We start from the raw sequence: 20,989 nt of genomic DNA, 5'->3' as shown, positions 1-20,989 counted from the left end.
TACATTGACAAATGAACAGTTAGATAACTTAGTATCGTTATTTGATAAAATGAAAAATCTTAATATCGATTGGAATCAAGTTGGTAGTCAATTAAACAAAGCAAAAGAACACGTTTCTGCCTTCTTAGGTTCTGAAGAAGGACAAAGTTTTCTAGATAAAGTGAAAGATTTCTTCTCAAGTATCATTGATTTTGTTAAATCTTTATTCAAGTAAAAAAGAAGCCCGCCAGTGACGGGCTTCTTTTTTATACAAGTAATGGTAATTTCATAACAGCCTCTTCAACCGAACGCACTATATGATTTGCTTTCTCCTTTACATATGGATGGGCATGATGAAGAGTAAATGAATGCGGGGTTACTTCAAACATAGAAATATCATTGAAAGAATCTCCAATACAAGCAACTTCATTTGCTTCAATTTGCAAATGGTCCATTAGTCGCTTTAGAGCACTCCCCTTACTCACGCCTCTCGGCATAATATCAACATAGCGTTTACCTGATATAAAAACTTCCGCTTCGCCTTGAAACGTATCTCGTAGCTCTTGATCTAACGTCACAATTTTCTCTTCTTCTCCAAAAACAAACAATTTTGCAGGGTGTACAGTCTTACCAAACTCTTCTTCTAACGCTTCAATTTCAGCGATATGCACGCCCATATACGCTTCAAAATTATGGTGATGTTCATTCTTCCTTTTTGTATATCGCTGCTCATTTGCACAAACAATATCCGCTAGTCCTTTTTTATGTATATATCGATATATTTCCTGGGCAACCACATTTTCAAAACTCGATTCATGAAATAAATTTCCATCCGGAAGCAACATTGTCGCTCCATTTAAGCCAGTTGTATAATATGGGAATGAAAACCTTTTTACAACTTCATCAATTCTGTGTGTAAAGCGGCCAGAGGCAAAACAAATATTTGTCCCTTTCTCAGCTAACCAACACAGCGCACGTTCATCTTCTTTTTGCATATGATTCACATCGTAAACGAGCGTGTCATCTAAATCACTTACAAATAATTTAATCATGTCCTCTTCCCCTTCCATACACAATATCTACTCTAAGTGTACACAAAAAATGTTTGATTTTTGTTAAAAAATAATAAATTTTTGCTAAAAAAAATAAACGGGTGTATAATCCCGTTTATTTTTGTCTTTTTACATTTTGAGGTCTTACAATACTTGGTCGTACTTTTAAACTAGACATCGTTGGACGGAGTAAAATTTTTGTTAATGCGCCCCAATCAAATGGTAAAAACGGCCATAAATAAGGTGTTTGTAAACTTTTTATAGACGTTAAAAATAAAATTAATATCGTCATACCAATTACAAATCCCATCTCATGGAAGAGACCTGTTAAAATAATAACAAACAATTTCCCAACCTTATTCCCTAATCCTAATTCATAACTCGGTGTTGCATATGCACCAATCATCGAAACTGCTACATACAAAATTACTTCTGGCACAAACAAACCTACATCAATTGCAATTTGACCAATTAATATAGCGGAAATCAACCCTGCTGCAGACGATAACGGCGTTGGAGTATGAATGGCTGCCATCCTTAAAAACTCAAGTCCGACCTCTGCCATTAACACCTGTAATAAAATTGGTAAATGCGTCATCTTAGTCGGTCCAATAAAAGCAAGATTTGCTGGCAAAAGAGTTGGATCAAATACAAACACTAACCAAAATGGTAATAAAAATAACGAGAATATAACACCTAAAAAGCGCACCCAGCGTAAAAATGTACCGACAGCTGGATTTTGTCTAAACTCTTCCGCGTGCTGTAAATGATGAAAATATGTTGTCGGTGTAATCATAGCACTTGGCGATGTGTCAACAAGTACTAACACATGTCCTTCTAGTAGATGATTTGCTGCTACATCTGGCCTTTCTGTATATCGAATAAGTGGAAATGGGTTATAGCTTTGCTTTACAACAAATTCTTCTACTGTTTTATCCGCCATCGTAATTCCATCTACATCGATGTTATTTAATTCTTGTTTTATAATCTTTACTAAATCTGGATTTGCAACATCTTGAACGTATGTAATGCAAATATCCGTTTGTGATCTATCTCCTACTCGAACCATTTCATTTCGAAGACGTGGATCTCGAATTCTTCTACGGATTAATGCTGTATTTACAACGATATTTTCAACAAATCCATCCCTTGCACCGCGTACTACCTTTTCGGTATCTGGTTCTGTCGGCGTTCGCCCTGGATAACTACGAACATCGATTGCAAACGCTTCCGTTTCACCTTCCACAAATATCACGATGAGTCCTGATAATACTTGGAGCATTACCTCATCCATCGTTTTCACTTTACTTACTTGTTGATGGATTAAGCGATTCTCTAAAAGCTTCACTGTATCTTCTTCTACATCCCTTATCTCATTTGTATCCACCGCTTCTTCTAAAATAGGGATAATATAATTTGTATCACAAAGTCCGTTTACAAATAACACACCAATTTCTTTATTCAAAATTTGAAATTTACGAATGCCAACATCGTATGTAACGCCTAGCCCAACTGTCTGCTTTAAATAATTTTCATTGTCACTTATGAAAGTTGATATAGGGATATCCACTTTTTTAGGCTTCGTCATAAAAACCACTCCTTTCCAAAATTAATTGAATTGCTTTCTTCGTAATAGGTGATCCCCTCTCCCATTCATCATTTCCACACATCTTACCAATGTCACCGACTCCAACGATGACAGGAACATTCAAGTCATCTAAACAATAAATTGTATCTCCGCTAATTCTGCCAATTTCGCCATCTGGAAGTCCAAATTTATCAACACCGTATTCGGTTAAATTCCCATTCCGATCTACACTTACATCTACACGTGCCCATTCCCAATGATGCGTATTAGACGCTACCGCTAAAATACCGAGCACATCAATTTGTTTATGGGTAGCCACATATTTTAAAGCCTTTTCACCAGATCCTTCTCCAATAAATCCACTGTCATCAAACATGACAAATACAGGGTCATATGGCGTTTGCATAATAAGCTCAACAACTTTTTTCCCTGTCAATTTGGTTGGATTACTTTGTGATGCTGAAATACACCTTCCCCCAAATTCCTTCGTTAAAAGCTCAATTGTCCGCTTTGCATATTCATCTCCATCTGTGACCAAAACAACCCTTCGTCTCATTTGATTTATCCTTTCGGTTTACATATAAGTGCTATAAAAAACGAAAACAATATCGCTGCGGAAATGCCCGCAGACGTTAAACTAAACATGCCAATACCAATTCCTAAATATCCATGTTTTTCTGCTGCATGCATTGCTCCGTGCAATAGTGAATGTCCAAAACTTGTAATAGGGACTGTTGCTCCAGCACCTGCAAACTTTATTAGTTTATCGTACAATCCAAATCCATCTAAAATTGCTCCGATGACTACAAAAGTTGCCATTAAATGAGCTGGTGTTAACTTTACGAAATCTAACAATAGTTGCCCAATTAAACAAATAACTCCACCTACAAGAAATGCATATATAAAATCCACAATTCACTCTCCTTTAACTCTCTCAAATACGACACCATGTGCAATTGTTGGAATCGTTTCCTTCTGTTGCATCATCATCGGGCTTAATAATGCACCAGTCGCAACGACAAAAATTCGTTGTAAATTCCCTTTTTGCATCTCGTGTAATAAATGACCATATGTGACAACTGCTGAACAAGCGCAACCACTACCACCTGCAAACACTTCTTCTTGACTTGATTCATAAATCATCAATCCACAATCATTGTATATATGCCCAAGATCATAACCTTCCTCAAGTAAAAGTTGTTTCGCAATCGGCGTCCCAACAGCTGATAAATCACCCGTAACAATCAAATCATAATCATCGGCACTTCTTCTTAAATCTTCAAAATGTTGTTGAATTGTATGAGCTGCTGCTGGAGCCATCGCTGCCCCCATATCCAAAGGATTTGTAATTCCTAAATCTTGCACTTTTCCAATTGTAGCCGACGTAATTTTAATTGCACTTTTTTCATTGCTAATTAATATAGATCCTGCACCAGTCACAGTTGAATTTGCTGTCCCTGGCTTTTGTCCACCGTACTCTGTTGGATAGCGAAATTGTCTTTCAGCCGTTGCATTATGACTACTTACTGTAGCTAAGACACGATTTGCAAATCCACCGTCTATAAAAGCTGAGCCAACTGCTAAAGTCTCCATAGACGTCGCACAAGCGCTAAACATTCCTAAAAAAGGAATGCCCCACTTACGCGCAACATAATTTGCTGTCACTGTTTGATTTAATAAATCTCCCGCTAAAAAGAAATCAATTTGCGATGTTTTTATATTCCCTTTTTGCACTGCTTGTTGAATTGAGTCTGACATTAATCTTCGTTCGGCAAGCTCCCAATTTTCTTCTCCACAATGCAAGTCACCATATGAAATATCAAATTTTTTCCCAAGAGGGCCCTCAGCTTCTTTCGGACCGACAGCAGTACCCGTTGCATTCACATATATATCATTTTGAAATACCCACGTTTGTTTTCCGGTCAACCTCATACTAGCCCTCCTTTAAGACATAAAAATTTTAAAGGTATACCTTATTAACCCAATGATATATGCACCAACAACCCCAAATACAATCACACTTCCTGCCAGTTTAAACATATTTGTAGCAATCCCTAGAACAACCCCTTCGCTCTTATGTTCTAAGGCAGCGCTCGCCATAGAATTTGCAAATCCTGTTACCGGTACCGCTGATCCTGCTCCAGCAAATTGACCGATTTTATCATATACACCACACCCTGTTAAAATCGCGGATAATAAAACAAGGGTTGCAACAGTTGGGTTTCCTGCCTCTTGTTCACTGAAGTGAAAATAATGTATATAAAATTTCATCAATACTTCTCCAACTGTGCAAATGAGTCCACCTACAAGAAATGCTTTGATACAATTTAGTAAATAGTTTGGCTTTGGATGATACTCCTTCACTTTATTTATGTAATCATCCTTCAATTTCTGACTTGTCATTTATATACTGCCTCCTACTTTACGAAATAAATCCAGTGAAACAACGATCCTATTACTTTCCCAAGTACAAGAGCAACGAGTAAAACAATAATCTTCCCCTCTACCCCTACTCGTTTCGCTAAAATAGGCAGAACATTTAACACCTCTGTTAATGCCGCAGCAAGCATTCCGATGAATGTGCCACAAAATATCCCTAATATAACGAGCCAATACTGCGACGTTTGAAATGTAATGTTTTTCAAACTGCACCAAGCCCCTGTTAAAGTACCTGCAATGACTGCCCACTCAAAATATTGAATATGCTTTCCACTTCTCGTTAATTGGGCTAAACGGGGGATTATACCAAGTACAGCTAAAAATGCGACATATCCGCTACCTACCGCAATCCCTCCAGCTAAACCAATTAAAATAACAAATCCAGACTCAATCATCGGCAAGTTGTTTCATATTATCCTTGTTTTCATTAACGATTACATACTGATCAAGTGACTGTTGGTATTGAAACATCTCAACTTCTAACGGACTCGGCTCTTCATTAATTCGCTTTTGAAATACATGATTAAAAAATAAAACCATCCCTAAGCCAAGACCTAAAGAATAAGGGATTTGAAATAAAAGTGGTTGCGCATTAAATTCTCCAGTAATCATGTAATATAACCGTTGATGTACTTGTTGCATACTTACATCTTCATGGAAATAAATGATCGCAAGGGCCGCTCCAATGAACAGTAACAGCCATACAAGCCCGAAAAAAATTGGGTGTGTCTTCTTTTTTTCGTATATAATTTCAACAAGAGTTTGTCCAGAACCGAGTAAATTAATTTGTACATGAGATGCTTTCTGTTGAATAATCTCAATTACTTTCATAACATCAATTACAACATGCGTCTTATCATGCGCTGTTATTTTGTAAACTATCTCATTTTGTAACAACTCAACTACGGAAGAATCTCCGGCAAGTTGAGCAACATCGCCCAGCTTTACTTCATAAGTAGGAGAAACTTTTAAACGATTGCGCATTTTAATATAAATCGTTTGTTCCAACTTTCATTCACCCCTTCACTCTTCCTCGTAGTTGTAGTATGGTTATTGAATTTTTTTCTAATACAATTTTTTCATAAAAAAACATCTGCACCATTTCGGTACAGATGTTTTTTACTTATGCCTTTTTCTTAAATAAGTTTACAATACTTAATGCAAGCCCTCCCCAAATGACTACTATTCCAATAACCATCATCATAATCGCTGATCCACTCATTATGAAACACCTCGATCTTTCCATTCTTTTTCAAGCTTGGCAGAATCCGAATGAATTTGTGCATCCCATTTTTTCAGGCCAATGATTATTGCAACTATGAGGAATGCTGCTGCTATCGACCAACCATACGTTACAACAAACTCAGTCGGATAATCTCCGTAGTTCTTTTTAATATTTTGGATTGTACCATCAATTAGCATATACCCTAACATAAGCGGAGTAATAACGAGTAAACTCACTCTCCAAAACGTTCCTAATTTAATATCAGATACAAAGTTTGCATGATTTTGATAAACTGGTAAACGGCGTAAAATGAGCCCTATCGTAACTACTTCCGCAAGTGCAATTGTAATTAATCCGAAATTATTAGCGAAATAGTCGACAACATCTAAAAACATAAGTCCACCACGTGTTGCAAAAACAAGAGAAACTAACACGAGAAGGGTTCCCATAATTCCAATAGTTTTTTCCCGACTTAAACTGAATTTTTCAGATACAGCGGCAAAGCATACTTCCGCGAGTGAAATAAGTGATGTAATTCCAGCAACCGTTAACGATAAGAAAAATAAAACACCAAACAACGGTGACATCGGCAATTCATTAATAATTTGGGGAAATACTACGAACGCAAGCCCAACGCCAGCACTTGCTACTTTATCAACCGGTACTCCCATATTATTTGCCATAAATCCAAGAGCTGCAAAGACCCCAATACCTGCTAATAATTCAAATCCTGAGTTTGCAAATCCAGTAATAAAGGCATTATTTGTTGTATCCGAGTTTTTCGGTAAATAACTAGAATACGTAATCATAATTCCAAATGCTAAAGATAAACTAAAGAATATTTGACCGTAAGCAGCAAGCCATACTTTCCCATCAAAAATACGACTCCAATCTGGTTTAAAGAATGCATCTAGTCCTTGCATAGCACCTTCCATCGTCACTGCACGAACAACGATAATAAGGAACATAACAACTAATAAAGGAATAAATATACGGTTAACAACTTCGATTCCTTTTTTAACTCCTTTAAATGCAACGCCAAGCACAATAATCCAAACGAGAGCTAACGGAATTAATACTTCTGGTACAAGTCCTCCAAATTGTCCTGGCTTATCTGCAACATGTAAGTACTCTTTAAATAAAAATGATTGCGTGTCTTTTCCCCATGCTCCAGTAATTGCAAAGTATGTATACGATATAGACCAAGCAATAATCACTGCATAATATGTTGAAACAATAAATGTTACGCACATTTGCCACCATCCAATAAATTCTGCACGCGGGCTAATACGGAAAAATGTAAGTGGTGCTGAGCCACGATGACGATGACCAAGGGCAAACTCAAACGCTAACAATGAAATACCAGTCGTTAATAATGCAAATAAATACGGTAAAAAGAACGCTCCTCCTCCATTTTCATACGCTGTATAAGGAAAACGCCATATGTTTCCTAATCCAACGGCAGATCCGACCGCTGCGAAAATAAATCCAGCTCTCGTTCCCCATTGTTGCCTCGTTTCCATGTTTCCTTCCCCCTTTATGACAAGTTCATACTTGGATTATATTTTAAATTGACTAAATTATCAATAAATTCTGTTAATTTTTGTGAAAATTAACATCTCTCTCCTATTAACGGCATAAAAAAATCGAATAGACAATTATTCGTCTATTCGATCTTTCATCTGTTTTAATATTTTCTTTTCAAGTCTTGAAACTTGTACTTGCGAAATGCCTATGCGCTCGGCTACTTCTGACTGTGTTTGATCTTTATAGTAACGCAAGTATACAATTAAGCGCTCTCGTTCATCTAGTTCTCTAATCGCTTCTTTTAAAGCAATTTTATCGAACCATTTCGTTTCAGATTGATCTGCAATTTGATCTAAAATAGTGATTGGATCTCCATCGTTTTCATATACAGTTTCATGTATAGATGAAGGGGCCCGGCTCGCTTCTTGTGCTAGAACAACTTCCTCTGGCGTTAGTTCTAGTGCCTCTGCCACTTCATTAATCGTTGGAGCCCTTCCGAATTCTTTCGAAAGCTCATCTCTCATCTTTCTAATTTTGTTTCCTGTTTCTTTTAAAGACCTACTAACTTTCACTGATCCATCATCGCGTAAGAAACGTTGTATTTCACCAATAATCATTGGAACTGCATATGTTGAAAATTTCACGTCGAAAGATAAATCAAATTTATCTACCGATTTCAAGAGCCCAATACATCCAATTTGAAATAGGTCGTCTGGTTCGTATCCTCGATTAAGAAACCGCTGTACAACCGACCAAACGAGGCGCATATTACTTTGAACGATTGTATCTCTCGCTTGTTGATCTCCATCTTGACTTTTTTGAATTAACGCTTTTAGCTCGTGGTCCTTTAACTGAGGTTTCTTCTTCTCATTTTTGACCTCTATGTCCATAGGCTATTCTCCTTAATTGCATAGAGCGTTACTATTTGATAAGTATTTTGTCAAATGGATTGTTGTCCCGAAAGATTCGTTTGAAATAACTTCTACTTCATCCATAAAATTTTCCATGATAGTAAATCCCATTCCGGAACGCTCTAATTCAGGTTTAGTTGTAAAAAGGGGTTGTCTCGCTTCATCTAAGTTAAAGATTCCAATCCCTTCATCTCGAATCGTGAGTTTCACCATTGCTTCTTCCAAAATTACAGAAATATAAACAATACCTTCTGCATTTCCTTCGTATCCATGAATAATTGCATTTGTAACCGCTTCTGACACAACTGTTTTAATCTCCGTTAATTCTTCCATCGTTGGATCTAGTTGTGCAATGAAAGCCGCCACTGTAACGCGAGCGAATGATTCATTTTGACTTAATGCTGAAAATTGAAGGTTCATTTCATTTCTCATCTATGCCACCCCCAACGTCGCGAGCGCGTGCGCTTCACTTTCTTCTAAGCGAACGATTTTGAATAAGCCCGACATTTCAAATAAACGCTTAACAGGCGGTGAAATTGCACAAACAACCATTTCTCCACCTAATCCCTTTACGTGTTTATATCGGCCTAATATAACACCTAGACCAGAACTATCCATAAACGATAAGTTCTCTAGGCTCAAAACAATATGATGAACACCATGTGTCTCAATCATATCTGTTACTTTCGTTCGCAACTCTTCAGCCGTATGATGATCTAATTCACCCTCTAGTCTCACACATAGGACGTCACGTTTTACTTCTAATTGCATGGAAAGACTCACACGATTTCCTCCTTATGCTCAAACTTTACTTATTCACATACATAAAGATTTTCGTGATACAAAATAAGAATCCTTCCTGCTGACAAAAGAAGAACTATTTCGTCATAAAGTGAAACCTTTCAGCATTATTCACTTACATACGAATAGAAAAGCGGCAAAATATTTGCCGCTATTTTGATGTTGAAAACATCCCAAAACTTCTTTTAAATAACTCCCACCAGCTCGCTGCAGCAACATCTTCTTTTGCTACAATTGTTTGTTTTAATAAAACATCTTTATCTTTTTTAATAACAAGTGTACCAAGCGCGTCACCTTTTTTAATCGGTGCTTTTACTTTCTTTTCAGCAATTACTTCTTGTTTTACCTTGTCCATATTCTCGCCCTTCTTCATAAGAAGAGAAACATTATCTGATGCAACTAAATCTACTTTTTCTTTTTTCCCTTTTCCTACTTGAACTGTCTTAATTTTTTCGCCGCGCGTATACAATTTCTTTGTCATATATTGTCCAAATGCATAGTCAAGAAGCTTTGTCACTTGGTTGTTCCGTTCTTTTGATGTTGGTGCTCCCATGACAACTGAAATGACACGCATACCATTTTTTTCAGCCGATGCTGTTAAACAATATTTCGCTTCTGTCGTAAAACCTGTTTTTACTCCATCTACGCCAGGATAAAAACGTACTAGTTTATTCGTATTAACGAGCCAAAACTTTTTATCCGTATCTTCACGTAAATAATCTTCGTACTTACCTGTGTATTTACGAATAAGTGGATACTTCATCAATTCTCTCGCCATTATAGCCATATCATTTGCTGTCGAATAATGGTCTTTGGCCGGAAGACCTGTTGGGTTTTGAAAATGTGTATTTTTCAGCCCTAAATCTTTCGCCTTTTTGTTCATCATATTTACAAATCCTTCTTCTGAACCTGCGATGTGCTCGGCTACTGCAACAGATGCGTCATTTCCAGATGCAATTGCAATACCCTTTAACATCTCATTTACAGTCATCTCTTCCCCAGGTTCTAAAAAGATTTGCGATCCACCCATTGAAGCTGCATGTTCACTCGCTCTAACTTTATCGGTCAGTTTTAGTTTTCCTTTTTCAACTTGTTCCATAATTAAAAGCATTGTCATAATCTTTGTCATACTAGCAGGTGGTAATTTTTCATTTGGGTTTTTATCAAATAAAACTTTACCTGTATCTTGCTCAATTACGATTGCTGACGACGCTTGTTCCGCTAACTTCGGCGTTGTTTCTTCTGTTTTCTCCTGCTTCGTTTTTTCAGATTGCGCAAAACTCACTGAAGTTCCAGAAAGCAATAACATGAAACAAACAAGTATTCCAAAAACTCGCTTCATGACTAACCCTCCATTCTATATCAGACCTATTTTTTCCAATTCTCCTTTTTTTAATACCAATTTTTTCTATTATTTTCAGTTGACAAATACATTCGTCCCCTATATTGTATTAAGTGTATTACACATAGTAGTACACTTAATACATATGAGGAAGGAGACATTGCTCTTGCATATTCAACTTGACCCAAGAAGCAACACTCCGATATGGGAACAAATTGTTCAAAATATAAAAGAACTCGTATTGAAAAGCATGTTGGCTCCAAGTGATAAACTTCCTTCTGTACGCGAACTCGCTTCTTTACTCGTTATAAATCCAAATACAGTGAGTAAAGCGTATCAAGAGTTAGAGCGACAAGGAATTATTGAAACGTTACGAGGAAAAGGAACATTTGTATCCCAATCGATTACCCCAACATTAGACGAAAGGAAAATCGCTATGGTTGAAAAGCAATTTCATCAATTACTATTAGAAGCCTCTTATCTTGGTATTACGAAAGATAAAATTCATGATTGGATAGATTCATACTATAAAGAGATTGGAGGGAATACGGATGTTGAAAGTGACAAGCTTGAAGAAAACAATTGATAATCAAACAATTTTAGACGATGTTTCTTTCACATTACAAAAAGGTAGTATCGTCGGATTACTTGGAAGAAATGGTGCGGGAAAAACAACTTTATTACGAACGATAGTCGGCATTTTAGACCCAGATGAGGGAACTGTTACATATGAGGATATCGACATTCATAAGAATCCTGAAACGAAACAAAAAATCGTATATGTCCCGGATTCTACTAACATACTGAACGGTTATACAGTAAAAGAAATCGTGAAGTTTTATAAAGCAGTTTATACCGCATTTGATGAACCATATTTCTACGAACTACTAGAACGTTTCAACTTACCAAACAAACGAATTCGTAGTTATTCAAAAGGAATGAAGGCACTGCTTGCTATCATTTTAGCTGTTGCTGCACAGGCAGAATATATTATTTTAGATGAACCAACAAACGGACTTGATCCTATCGTTAAAAGACAGATTTTACAGTTTCTCGTTGGAGAAGTTGCAGCAAAAGAAATTACCATTTTCATCTCTACCCATCATTTAGATGAAGTGGAACAAATTGCAGATACAATCATTATGTTAAAAGAACATACTGTAGCATCTATTACGTCACTAGACGATGCAAAATCACAATTTGCAAAAATACAAGTAGCTTACGAGCGTTCATTACCTCAAAAACTAGAAAACTTAAGCAATATTAAAATATTAAATCAAACAGGAAAAGTATATACAATCTTAATTGAAGGAAATGTGGCTACAACACTCGAGAAGTTTTATAAAGAACAACCACTGCTCATTGAAGAATTAACAATGTCACTTGAAGATGTCTTCGTTACGACACTGGAGGAGGATGGGTATGTTTCATAAGGCGTTGTGGATGTGGAATTGGAAGCGTGGGAAATATGCTGCGTTACTTTTTCTCTTCAGTTCACTTTATTTTTTATCTTTCGAATACTATCAAGCAGCAGAAACTCAACAGTCTCTCTTTCTCCATCCAGAAAAAATAGGTGAAGAAAAGTTCTACTATTATTATTCTTTTTATTCTTCTAATAGCTTTTGGTTAAGTATTATTACAATTATCCTATCCTGTATATTAATTGGCTGGGAGCGAAGTAATCAAAATGGAGATTCACTTATGACATTTCCATTTAAAAGACGTGATATGTTCTTATCGAAGTGGGTTTTCGGTGGATTTTTCATTGTACTATCATTTCTAATCAATTGGGGTCTTATGTATTTTATTTATAAATCTACGATTCACTTTGAATATCAATCTTTCGAACCGTTTCATCGATATTTCTTGTATGCAATTTTCACATATATAGCGATCTATACTGTCTCTTTATGTATCGGTACATTTACTGGCAGTATTATTTCACAAAGCATCTTTAGCATTACTTTTTGCATCATGGGAATGGGAATATTTTCACTCTTACTCCTTTTCTTTACAGCTCACGCTGAGGCGATACAGGGGAATAAAAGTTATACGAATTTCGAAAACGTTTATGAATTCAATAGAAAAACCAACATTTCAAGCGCTATATTAGACTTTTCAATTAGTTATAATTACCACCCTACTGCCCAATCAGATGAAGATCATGGAAAAGTAATACAAAGGGGACCCACTTTTCATAGTTACTACTCTGCAAAAGTAATACTTGTTCCTATCTTCTATACTATTTCCAGCTTACTAATTGGTATGTTTCTTTATGCACGATCACCTAATGAACATAATAAGAAAATTTTCCTTTTTCCAAAATACAACTCAATTTGGATATGGGGTACTACCTTTTATTTTGCATTAATAGGTGGGCAAATGTTAAAACGTTTCGATTTATTATTTAGTTACTATGTTGGATTCTTTTTATTTGGAATCGTCACTTATTTTATATTATCACGTCTTACAAACTATAAAGTTTTTTAAAGGAGAGATCCTATGTTTCAAAAAGCATTATGGGTGCATACCTACAAACAAAGTAAATATATTGTTTGGCTATTTTGGTTAGTAAGTTTTTATGTACTATCATATAAATACTATTTAGCAGCTGCCGAGCAATTAAAATATTTTCATGAACATAATGAATGGAAATATATATACCGATACTATTATCAACTTTCACTTCCCGATGCTATCATGGTTCAAGGAGGACTCCTTATTATATTAGCCTGCATTCTTATTGGATGGGAACGTCAAAATCAATCCAGTGACATTTTATGGTCTATGCCATTTAAACGAAAACATCTCTTCATAACGAAATGGCTTTTTGGTGTGTGTAATATTGTAGCTATCGTTATACTAAATTGGGGACTTTTTGCTATTATGAAAAAGACAACCTTTCATAATAAGTATCAAATATTTTCACCATTTCATACTTACTTCTTGTACATGGTTATCATCTTAATTGCTATCTATACACTTGCATTATGCATAGGAACAATTGCTGGTAATATGATTTCACAAGGATTCTTCAGTGTTGCTATACTTGGATTCCCTTTTATTTTGCCGACTCTAATTGCCGGAGCTATTTCTATTCATACGGTTGGACTTACTTCCAATCATACCGTCTATACGGAGGAAAATGTAGATCGTTACGGTTCAGTAATAGAAAAAATGAGTATTTTAGCGCCCGTTCGTGGATTCAATATTAATTTTAATTACGATCCTCAACGTGCTTATACTGATCAACAAGGCGTACGTCATGATGAACCTAATTTTACGTATATTCCTTCAGCAACAAAACTTACCGGTCCAATTGCAAATATACTTATTCTATTCCCTTTAGGAATGTACTTATATACAAGATCACCTAATGAACAAAACGGAAACTTTCTATTATACCCGAAGCTTAAAACACTATGTATGATATGTTGTGTAATCTTTATTGGAATGTTTGGAGGAATGGCAGCGGGCGGAAGTCGTTCTATCTTAAATTATTATATTGGTTTTATAGGGACCAGTACGATAGTCTACCTACTATTATCTCGCTTATTAAAATTTAAATTTTCTTGGCGTGTGAAATAACCTCCTTTAAAAGGAGGTTATTTCACGTTCTCTCTCCTATCCCCATACACCATCTCTTCTTTCATCCCAAATCCATCACCATTTTGCACAATTTGCTCTGTCGGTGCAACTACACTTTCGGCAATTTTCCATTCCCCACGCTCTTTTACGAATACTTGTAGAAAATAGTTCATGCCATCTAATTGATATGCATTTTCTTTTTTCACATTATAGTGAATCGCAATGTAGTACACTTGAATGTTTTCTTTCCCTATTTTTGATACGTATTGCGATAGTCTCGGTATATAAAGTGCTGCTTTCTGAAAAGATAGTTGCTTCGCTTTAACAAGCGATGAACTTGTTACATTACGTAATGTGTCCCGATTACGAATATTATCGCTATGGTGGAATAATACTGCGTTTTGCATAGAACGAACCCATAATTTTGAATATAAGACTGTATTATCGTTTTCGATGTACTTCACTTCTTTTCGCACCACTTGGATAGGCGTATCTGCGTACGTGAATGTTTGAAAACAGAAAAAACTACCAAATAAAATGGTAAGTGCAGCAATATATTTCATAATCTTTCCTCCGATCTTTTAATTAAAGTATCGGAGTTTCAAAATATTTTTATTCAAAAGAAAAAGGATAGGAGTGCTTTCGCTTCCTATCCTCATTTATTATAATACGCGGCCAAATAGTTCTAAGACCATTTCTATTTCTTGGTCGCTCCAACCTTTAAATCTCTCTTTATAATATTCTTTACGCACAGCTTCAAGTTTTTCAGTTACTTCTCTTCCGTGCTCTGTAATTTCTAAGTACACGATTCGACGATCTGAATTAGAACGTTTTCTTTCTACTAATCCTTTTCGTACGAGACGATCTGTAACAGCTGTAATATGACTGGAGGTTACGTTTACTTCACTCGCAATTTGCGAAGCCATCTGTGGACTGTTTAAAAATAACGCACGTAATACAGAAAATTCATTATATGGCATATGTTCTGCAAAACGTGTATTAATATCATTTTGTAATAAACGTATCATTTTTCGAAATGATGCAGATAAATCTAAAATCAGCGTTTCTCTTTTTTCGTTCAATAGCCTCGTCCCTTTTTTATCATATTTACACATATTATAATCTATAAATACCTATGTTGTATATGCTTTCTTTCCTCAACATTCTCATTTATGTAACTTTTTTCATATAAATTTCTTTTTTGTTCACACATATACATATAAAAAGGATGGTGATGGAAAATGCAGGGTGGAATGAATCCTTATTTACACAACGTACGCACTGCTAATACTGGTAAAGAAGCTACTATTACTGTACAAGGAGAAGGTGTTGTAAAAGCAAAACCGAATGTTGTTATATTAACACTCGGCATTCGAACAGATGATAAAAATGTAAAACAGGCTCAAGAAGAAAATGCAGTGCAATCCAAACAATTGCTGGATGCACTTAAACAGCTTGGTATTGCCGATAAAGATATAGAGACGATTTCTTATACAATTACTCCTCAATACGAATATGTAAATGATAAAGCATTGCTGCAAGGATACCGTGTAGAGCATTTGTATGAAATTACCGTTTTAAATGTACAAAAAGCTGGGGAAGTATATGATATAGCCGTTTCAAATGGAGCAAATGTAGCAAAAGGTTTACGTTTCCGAGTATCTCATCCAAATAAATATTATGAGCAAGCTCTCATTCAAGCTCTGCACCAGGCAGTAGAAAAAGCTCGTGCTATTGCGAGTACATATAATTTAAATATTAATCCCGTTCCCCTCTCATTCGTTGAAGAATCTGCCCAATTACCAAGGGAGGTTACGTCTTATGCTACTTTACATGCGCAAGCAGCTCCACCCATTCAATCGGGAGAGTTAGAAATTATTTCAACAATACGGGCAATTTTTACGTATTTATAAATAATTTCATTTATAAGTAAACGTTATCATTTTCCTTGTTGTAAAAACATGATGTTCTGATATAATAAAGGACGGTGAGCTCTTACGAAAGAGATATCACGGGTGGGAGAGGGATATGAAAAAGAAGGTTTAACATGAAAGGAATACTTGAAAGAACATTTAAATTAGGTTTACACGAAACATCACCAAAACAAGAAGTTTTAGCTGGAGTTACGTCATTTTTCACGATCGTATATATTATGATTGTAAATGCATCAATTTTATCCGATGCTGGCATTCCTCTTGAAGCTGGAATTTTAGCAACTGTTTTCAGTTCATTTGTCGGATGTCTACTCATGGCATTTTGGGCAAATGCACCTGCTATTCTTGTCCCTGGTATGGGTGTAAATGCATTCTTCACGTACACAGCTGTGCATACGCTTGGACTAACTTGGCAAGAAGCATTGGCTGCTGTCTTTATCTCTGGTATTATTTTTGCAATTGCCGCTTTTACACCAATCGCTCGCGTGCTATCAGTATCAATTCCAAAGTCATTAAAGGAAGCAATTACTGTCGGCATCGGATTATTTTTAGCGTTTATCGGATTGCAAAAAGGTGGCTTAGTCGTTTCGAACCCAAATACTGCTGTTGCAATGGGTAAATTAAGTAACCCTGTCGTTCTTGCGACCGTGCTTACTCTTATCGTTGCACTTGTACTATTTATTCGTAACGTACGTGGAAACTTTTTATGGACGATTGCAATAGGAACTGGTATTGCATGGCTATTTGGCCTTGTTGATACAAGTCAAATCGGAAATAGTTCATTCTCATTCGCTAATTACGGCGATGTGTTTGGAGCTATGTCATTTGGCAAACTTTCTTCCTTACCGTTTTGGATTGCAACATTCTCCTTAAGCATGGTGCTTATTTTTGAGAACATGGGACTTCTGCACGGTTTATTAGAAGATGACCGTAAATTCCCACGTGCTTACCAAGCCAATGCAATTTCAGCAATGACATGTGGTCTATTTGGCACAAGCCCTACCGTATCAACAGTAGAGAGTGCCGCAGGTATTACTGCAGGCGGAAAGACAGGTCTGACGTCTATCGTTACGGGGTTGTTATTCTTTGCATCATTGTTTGCACTTCCGTTTGTCAAACTAATTCCTGATAGTGCCATTGCACCAATCTTAATTATTATTGGCGGCCTGATGATTACAAGCATTCAGCAAATTCCTCTGAACGATTTTTCAGAAGGATTTCCAGCGTTCTTAATTATCGTCATGATCCCGCTCACATATAGTATCGCTGATGGCATTGCGTTCGGATTTATTGCTTACCCTATCTTAAAAGTTGCTCTTGGAAAGCGTAAAGAAGTCGCACCATCTATGTATATCATTACATGCTTATTCTTAGCTATGTTTGTATTACATGCTATTGGTTAAAAAAAACACCGAGGAAATCCTCGGTGTTTTTTTACTTAAACCATCCTTTTTTATAAAACCAGGCCATCATTCCGCCGCCAATTAATGCCATTAGAAGAAGACAAATAAAATAACTATATTGTCCACCAAGCTCTGGCATATGCGTAAAGTTCATTCCATATACTCCCGCAATAAATGTTAATGGCATGAAAATAGTCGAGAATACAGTTAATGTTTTCATAATGTTATTCATATGATGTGAGTTTAATGAAAAATAACTATCCCGAATATCCGCCGTTAACTCTCGACTTGCCTCAATCATTTCCGTAAGTTTAAGTAAATGATCATGTATATCTTTAAAATAAATCTCATGATCACTTATACCGTAAAAACGAGTGGAATTCAAAATACGATACAATAAATCACGCATTGGAATAATTGTACGTCTTAACTTAGATAAATCTGCCCTAATATCAAATACTTCTTCTAGTACGGCTCCTGCTGTCTCACCTGTTAAATTATCATCAATCGCATTTAAATGATCTTCAATGTAATATACAGGTGCGAAATAATCATCTACAATTTGATCAGTGATCGTATGTGCTACATGTAAAGGTCCTTTCTTAATCCGCCTCTTCTCACCAAGTGTTTTCCATACTCTTTCAATTGCATTATTATGAGAAAAATGGAAAGAAACAATATAGCGATCACTAACAAACAAATCAATTTCATGTGGTTCTAGCCCATCTTCTCCAAACGCGTGAAGAACTAAAAAGTTATATCCATCATAAAAATCAACTTTTGGCCTCTGTACGTATTCTAGACAGTCTTCAATTGCAAGGGGATGGAACTTAAAATGGTCTTGCAGAATATATGTATACTCTTCTTTCGTTGGCTTATATAAATCTAGCCAATACCATACAATATGGTCTTTCTTTGTTTCTTCTAGAGAAACATCATATAATACTTCATCTGTTTTTGTTACTGCACAAATTCTAATCATAATTTCACCCATTATTATTATAAACAAAAAATAGTAAAAAAAGCCAAGGAGAAATCTCCTCAGCTTTTTTTATTACTTCGTTACGATACCGTGTACTAAAGTTGGTGCATCTACGTGTTCTTTAGAGATCTTCATGTTCTCATAAATTTTCGCTTTTACATCTTCAACATTTTCGCGGTTTGCGTAAATTGTAACGAGAGATTCACCTTGCTTCACGCTATCGCCTACTTTTTTGCGCAGCATTAGACCAACTGCTAAATCAATTTCAGACTCTTTCGTTGCACGTCCTGCTCCTAAAAGCATTGCTGCTGTTCCGATTTCGTCTGCAACGATTTCTGATACATATCCGTCTTCTTTCGCTTCCACTTCAATTTTAAATTGTGCTTGTGGCAATTTAGAAGGGTCATCAACAACAGATGCGTCACCGCCTTGCGCTGATAAGAACGTTTTAAATGATTCTAGCGCTTTTCCGTTGTTCATTACTTCAATTAGCTTTTCACGTGCATCTTCTAAAGATGAAGCTTGTCCAGCAAGGTACACCATTTGACTTCCAAGTGTTAAACATAGCTCTTCTAAATCTTTCGGCCCTTTACCTTGTAATGTATCAATTGCTTCTTGAACTTCTAATGCGTTACCGATAGCTTCACCGAGTGGTTGACTCATATCAGAAATAACTGCCATCGTATTACGACCAACGTTATTACCGATACGTACCATTGCTTCTGCTAAACGTTTTGCATCTTCATCCGTTTTCATAAATGCACCTGCTCCAGTTTTTACATCAAGAACAATTGCATCTGCACCAGCAGCAATTTTTTTACTCATAATCGAACTTGCAATAAGCGGAATTGAGTTTACTGTTGCTGTTACATCACGAAGTGCATATAGCTTTTTATCAGCAGGTGTTAAGTTACCACTTTGGCCGATAACAGCGATTTTGTTTTCATTTACAAGACGCATGAATTCATCGTTTTCAATCTCCACATGGAATCCTGGAACTGCTTCTAATTTATCAATTGTACCACCAGTATGTCCTAAACCGCGTCCAGACATTTTCGCTACTGGTACATCTAAAGCAGCTACTAATGGACCTAATACAAGTGTCGTTGTATCACCAACACCACCTGTTGAATGCTTATCTACTTTTACACCTTCAATAGCCGATAAGTCGATTGTATCACCGCTATTTACCATTGCCATCGTTAAATCAGCACGCTCTTGATCGTTCATATCTTGGAAGAAAATTGCCATTGCAAGTGAACTTACTTGATAATCAGGAATATCACCATTCGTATATCCTTCAACAATAAAGTTAATTTCTTCTGTCGTTAATGCATGTCCGTCACGTTTTTTTGCAATTAGGTCCACCATTCTCATTGTGAAGTCACCCCTTCATTTGTTTTACGATTGCTTTTACTAATGCTAAGAAGTTAGCTTTAACACGTTCTGTCGTTTCAATTACTTCATCGTGGTGAAGTGGTTGATCTAAAATACCAGCTGCCATATTTGAAATACAAGAAATACCTAATACTTTCATACCAGCGTGACGCGCTACAATTACTTCAGGTACTGTTGACATACCAACTGCATCTCCGCCAAGTGTACGAAGCATACGAATTTCAGCAGGTGTTTCATATACAGGACCTGTCATTCCTACGTATACACCTTCTTGTACTTTAATATTTAAGTCTGCTGCAACTTGTTTCGCCATTTCGCGAAGTTCTACTGTATATGATGTAGACATATCAGGGAAACGTACGCCCATTTCAGAATCATTCGGTCCGATTAATGGATTCGTACCCATGAAGTTAATGTGGTCTGAAATTAACATAAGATCGCCTGGCTCAAATGATGTATTTACACCACCAGCTGCGTTTGTTACAACTACTGTTTCTACACCTAGTTCTTTCATAACACGAACTGGGAATGTTACTTTTTGCATGTCGTATCCTTCATAGAAGTGGAAACGTCCTTGCATTGCTACTACTGTTACACCTTGAAGTGTACCAAATACTAGTTGACCTGCATGGCCTTCTACAGTTGATACTGGGAATTCAGGGATTTCACTGTAAGGTACTGTTACTGCATTCTCAATTTCGTCTGCTAATACACCTAGTCCTGATCCAAGGATTAGTCCTACTTGTGGTGTCTCTTGAAATTTCTCTTTTAAGTATGAAGCTGATTTTGTAATAAGTTCACGATTCATTTGTTTATCCCC

At 36.3% G+C, this 20,989-nt stretch carries 25 protein-coding genes and 1 pseudogene; 7 read left to right on the top strand and 19 right to left on the bottom strand.

Annotation, left to right across the window (positions count from 1 at the left end):
• Nucleotides 1-214, top strand: a pseudogene (locus tag MR107_RS18160) (DUF1002 domain-containing protein); the annotation flags it as partial.
• A 31-nt stretch (nucleotides 215-245) separates the two neighbouring features.
• Here MR107_RS18160 and MR107_RS18155 read toward each other — a convergent pair.
• From MR107_RS18155 to dacF, 14 genes are all read right to left on the bottom strand, one after another.
• Nucleotides 246-1,049 carry a Cof-type HAD-IIB family hydrolase gene (locus tag MR107_RS18155; RefSeq protein ID WP_002026273.1) on the bottom strand — a complete coding sequence of 268 codons (804 nt, stop codon included), beginning with the start codon at nucleotides 1,047-1,049 and terminating at the stop codon, nucleotides 246-248.
• A gap of 97 nt (nucleotides 1,050-1,146) precedes the next feature.
• Nucleotides 1,147-2,619 carry a spore germination protein SpoVAF gene (gene spoVAF / locus MR107_RS18150; protein WP_000165595.1) on the bottom strand — a complete coding sequence of 491 codons (1,473 nt, stop codon included), beginning with the start codon at nucleotides 2,617-2,619 and terminating at the stop codon, nucleotides 1,147-1,149.
• A complete protein-coding gene (gene spoVAEA, locus MR107_RS18145; RefSeq protein WP_001254415.1) occupies nucleotides 2,606-3,175 on the bottom strand; it encodes a stage V sporulation protein SpoVABEA in 570 nt (189 codons plus the stop codon). Before spoVAEA ends, spoVAF begins: the two co-directional genes overlap by 14 nt.
• A 5-nt stretch (nucleotides 3,176-3,180) precedes the next feature.
• The gene (spoVAE, locus tag MR107_RS18140; RefSeq protein WP_000345916.1) at nucleotides 3,181-3,531 is read right to left on the bottom strand and encodes a stage V sporulation protein AE; all 351 of its coding nucleotides are present in this window, start codon (nucleotides 3,529-3,531) and stop codon (nucleotides 3,181-3,183) included.
• A 3-nt stretch (nucleotides 3,532-3,534) separates the two neighbouring features.
• A complete protein-coding gene (gene spoVAD, locus MR107_RS18135) occupies nucleotides 3,535-4,551 on the bottom strand; it encodes a stage V sporulation protein AD (RefSeq protein ID WP_001241166.1) in 1,017 nt (338 codons plus the stop codon).
• Nucleotides 4,552-4,563: 12 nt separating this feature from the next.
• On the bottom strand, nucleotides 4,564-5,022 hold the full coding sequence (gene spoVAC / locus MR107_RS18130) for a stage V sporulation protein AC (RefSeq protein WP_000203810.1): 459 nt from the start codon (nucleotides 5,020-5,022) through the stop codon (nucleotides 4,564-4,566).
• A gap of 14 nt (nucleotides 5,023-5,036) precedes the next feature.
• Nucleotides 5,037-5,453 (bottom strand): stage V sporulation protein SpoVAB, encoded by a 417-nt coding sequence (gene spoVAB / locus MR107_RS18125; RefSeq protein WP_000572936.1) that lies wholly within the window; start codon nucleotides 5,451-5,453, stop codon nucleotides 5,037-5,039.
• Nucleotides 5,446-6,066 carry a stage V sporulation protein AA gene (locus MR107_RS18120; RefSeq protein ID WP_000438369.1) on the bottom strand — a complete coding sequence of 207 codons (621 nt, stop codon included), beginning with the start codon at nucleotides 6,064-6,066 and terminating at the stop codon, nucleotides 5,446-5,448. The genes spoVAB and MR107_RS18120 overlap by 8 nt, the downstream gene beginning before the upstream one ends.
• Nucleotides 6,067-6,181: 115 nt before the next feature.
• Nucleotides 6,182-6,280: a methionine/alanine import family NSS transporter small subunit gene (locus tag MR107_RS18115; protein WP_000016828.1), complete on the bottom strand. Its 99-nt coding sequence runs from the start codon at nucleotides 6,278-6,280 to the stop codon at nucleotides 6,182-6,184.
• Nucleotides 6,280-7,806, bottom strand: coding sequence for a sodium-dependent transporter (locus MR107_RS18110; protein WP_000450088.1), 1,527 nt, complete (start codon nucleotides 7,804-7,806; stop codon nucleotides 6,280-6,282). Before MR107_RS18110 ends, MR107_RS18115 begins: the two co-directional genes overlap by 1 nt.
• A 135-nt stretch (nucleotides 7,807-7,941) precedes the next feature.
• Nucleotides 7,942-8,700, bottom strand: a complete 759-nt coding sequence (gene sigF / locus MR107_RS18105; protein ID WP_000350729.1) for an RNA polymerase sporulation sigma factor SigF — start codon at nucleotides 8,698-8,700, stop codon at nucleotides 7,942-7,944.
• A 12-nt stretch (nucleotides 8,701-8,712) separates the two neighbouring features.
• On the bottom strand, nucleotides 8,713-9,153 hold the full coding sequence (gene spoIIAB / locus MR107_RS18100) for an anti-sigma F factor (protein ID WP_001243398.1): 441 nt from the start codon (nucleotides 9,151-9,153) through the stop codon (nucleotides 8,713-8,715).
• Complete coding sequence (gene spoIIAA, locus MR107_RS18095; protein ID WP_000059135.1) at nucleotides 9,154-9,504, bottom strand: anti-sigma F factor antagonist; 351 nt, start codon at nucleotides 9,502-9,504, stop codon at nucleotides 9,154-9,156.
• Nucleotides 9,505-9,673: 169 nt separating this feature from the next.
• Complete coding sequence (gene dacF, locus MR107_RS18090) at nucleotides 9,674-10,864, bottom strand: serine-type D-Ala-D-Ala carboxypeptidase DacF (protein WP_000831998.1); 1,191 nt, start codon at nucleotides 10,862-10,864, stop codon at nucleotides 9,674-9,676.
• A gap of 166 nt (nucleotides 10,865-11,030) precedes the next feature.
• On the opposite strand from dacF, the gene MR107_RS18085 reads away from it, so the two are divergent.
• The 4 genes from MR107_RS18085 to MR107_RS18070 are packed head-to-tail and all read left to right on the top strand — an operon-like array spanning nucleotide 11,031 to nucleotide 14,452.
• Nucleotides 11,031-11,450, top strand: coding sequence for a GntR family transcriptional regulator (locus tag MR107_RS18085; RefSeq protein WP_000548044.1), 420 nt, complete (start codon nucleotides 11,031-11,033; stop codon nucleotides 11,448-11,450).
• Complete coding sequence (locus MR107_RS18080; RefSeq protein ID WP_242292577.1) at nucleotides 11,416-12,297, top strand: ABC transporter ATP-binding protein; 882 nt, start codon at nucleotides 11,416-11,418, stop codon at nucleotides 12,295-12,297. The genes MR107_RS18085 and MR107_RS18080 overlap by 35 nt, the downstream gene beginning before the upstream one ends.
• The gene (locus tag MR107_RS18075; RefSeq protein WP_134266068.1) at nucleotides 12,287-13,354 is read left to right on the top strand and encodes an ABC transporter permease; all 1,068 of its coding nucleotides are present in this window, start codon (nucleotides 12,287-12,289) and stop codon (nucleotides 13,352-13,354) included. The genes MR107_RS18080 and MR107_RS18075 overlap by 11 nt, the downstream gene beginning before the upstream one ends.
• Before the next feature lie 12 nt (nucleotides 13,355-13,366).
• Complete coding sequence (locus MR107_RS18070; RefSeq protein WP_017657070.1) at nucleotides 13,367-14,452, top strand: ABC-2 transporter permease; 1,086 nt, start codon at nucleotides 13,367-13,369, stop codon at nucleotides 14,450-14,452.
• Between the two features lie 17 nt (nucleotides 14,453-14,469).
• Here the strand turns inward: MR107_RS18070 and MR107_RS18065 are convergent, their stop codons facing one another.
• Nucleotides 14,470-15,015 (bottom strand): hypothetical protein, encoded by a 546-nt coding sequence (locus MR107_RS18065; RefSeq protein WP_000873787.1) that lies wholly within the window; start codon nucleotides 15,013-15,015, stop codon nucleotides 14,470-14,472.
• A gap of 99 nt (nucleotides 15,016-15,114) precedes the next feature.
• Nucleotides 15,115-15,534, bottom strand: a complete 420-nt coding sequence (locus tag MR107_RS18060) for a MarR family winged helix-turn-helix transcriptional regulator (protein WP_001003307.1) — start codon at nucleotides 15,532-15,534, stop codon at nucleotides 15,115-15,117.
• Between the two features lie 159 nt (nucleotides 15,535-15,693).
• On the opposite strand from MR107_RS18060, the gene MR107_RS18055 reads away from it, so the two are divergent.
• Nucleotides 15,694-16,365 carry an SIMPL domain-containing protein gene (locus MR107_RS18055; protein WP_001161449.1) on the top strand — a complete coding sequence of 224 codons (672 nt, stop codon included), beginning with the start codon at nucleotides 15,694-15,696 and terminating at the stop codon, nucleotides 16,363-16,365.
• A gap of 134 nt (nucleotides 16,366-16,499) precedes the next feature.
• The gene (locus MR107_RS18050; RefSeq protein ID WP_000676248.1) at nucleotides 16,500-17,789 is read left to right on the top strand and encodes an NCS2 family permease; all 1,290 of its coding nucleotides are present in this window, start codon (nucleotides 16,500-16,502) and stop codon (nucleotides 17,787-17,789) included.
• A 31-nt stretch (nucleotides 17,790-17,820) separates the two neighbouring features.
• On the opposite strand, the gene corA is transcribed toward MR107_RS18050, so the two are convergent.
• Genes corA through MR107_RS18035 form a run of 3 tightly spaced genes read right to left on the bottom strand, consistent with a single transcriptional unit; the run spans nucleotide 17,821 to nucleotide 20,977 of the window.
• Nucleotides 17,821-18,783, bottom strand: a complete 963-nt coding sequence (gene corA, locus MR107_RS18045) for a magnesium/cobalt transporter CorA (protein WP_002026281.1) — start codon at nucleotides 18,781-18,783, stop codon at nucleotides 17,821-17,823.
• A gap of 60 nt (nucleotides 18,784-18,843) precedes the next feature.
• Nucleotides 18,844-20,148 carry a pyrimidine-nucleoside phosphorylase gene (locus MR107_RS18040; protein WP_001243069.1) on the bottom strand — a complete coding sequence of 435 codons (1,305 nt, stop codon included), beginning with the start codon at nucleotides 20,146-20,148 and terminating at the stop codon, nucleotides 18,844-18,846.
• A gap of 7 nt (nucleotides 20,149-20,155) precedes the next feature.
• Nucleotides 20,156-20,977 carry a purine-nucleoside phosphorylase gene (locus MR107_RS18035; RefSeq protein ID WP_001078446.1) on the bottom strand — a complete coding sequence of 274 codons (822 nt, stop codon included), beginning with the start codon at nucleotides 20,975-20,977 and terminating at the stop codon, nucleotides 20,156-20,158.
• Nucleotides 20,978-20,989: the final 12 nt, after the last annotated feature.

It is taken from the genome of Bacillus cereus group sp. BfR-BA-01441 (genome assembly GCF_022663075.1).
Classification (GTDB): Bacteria; Bacillota; Bacilli; order Bacillales; family Bacillaceae_G; genus Bacillus_A; species Bacillus_A cereus.
The sequence above is the reverse complement of the archived record's forward strand: the minus strand, read 5'-3'. Positions and strand labels throughout refer to the sequence as shown.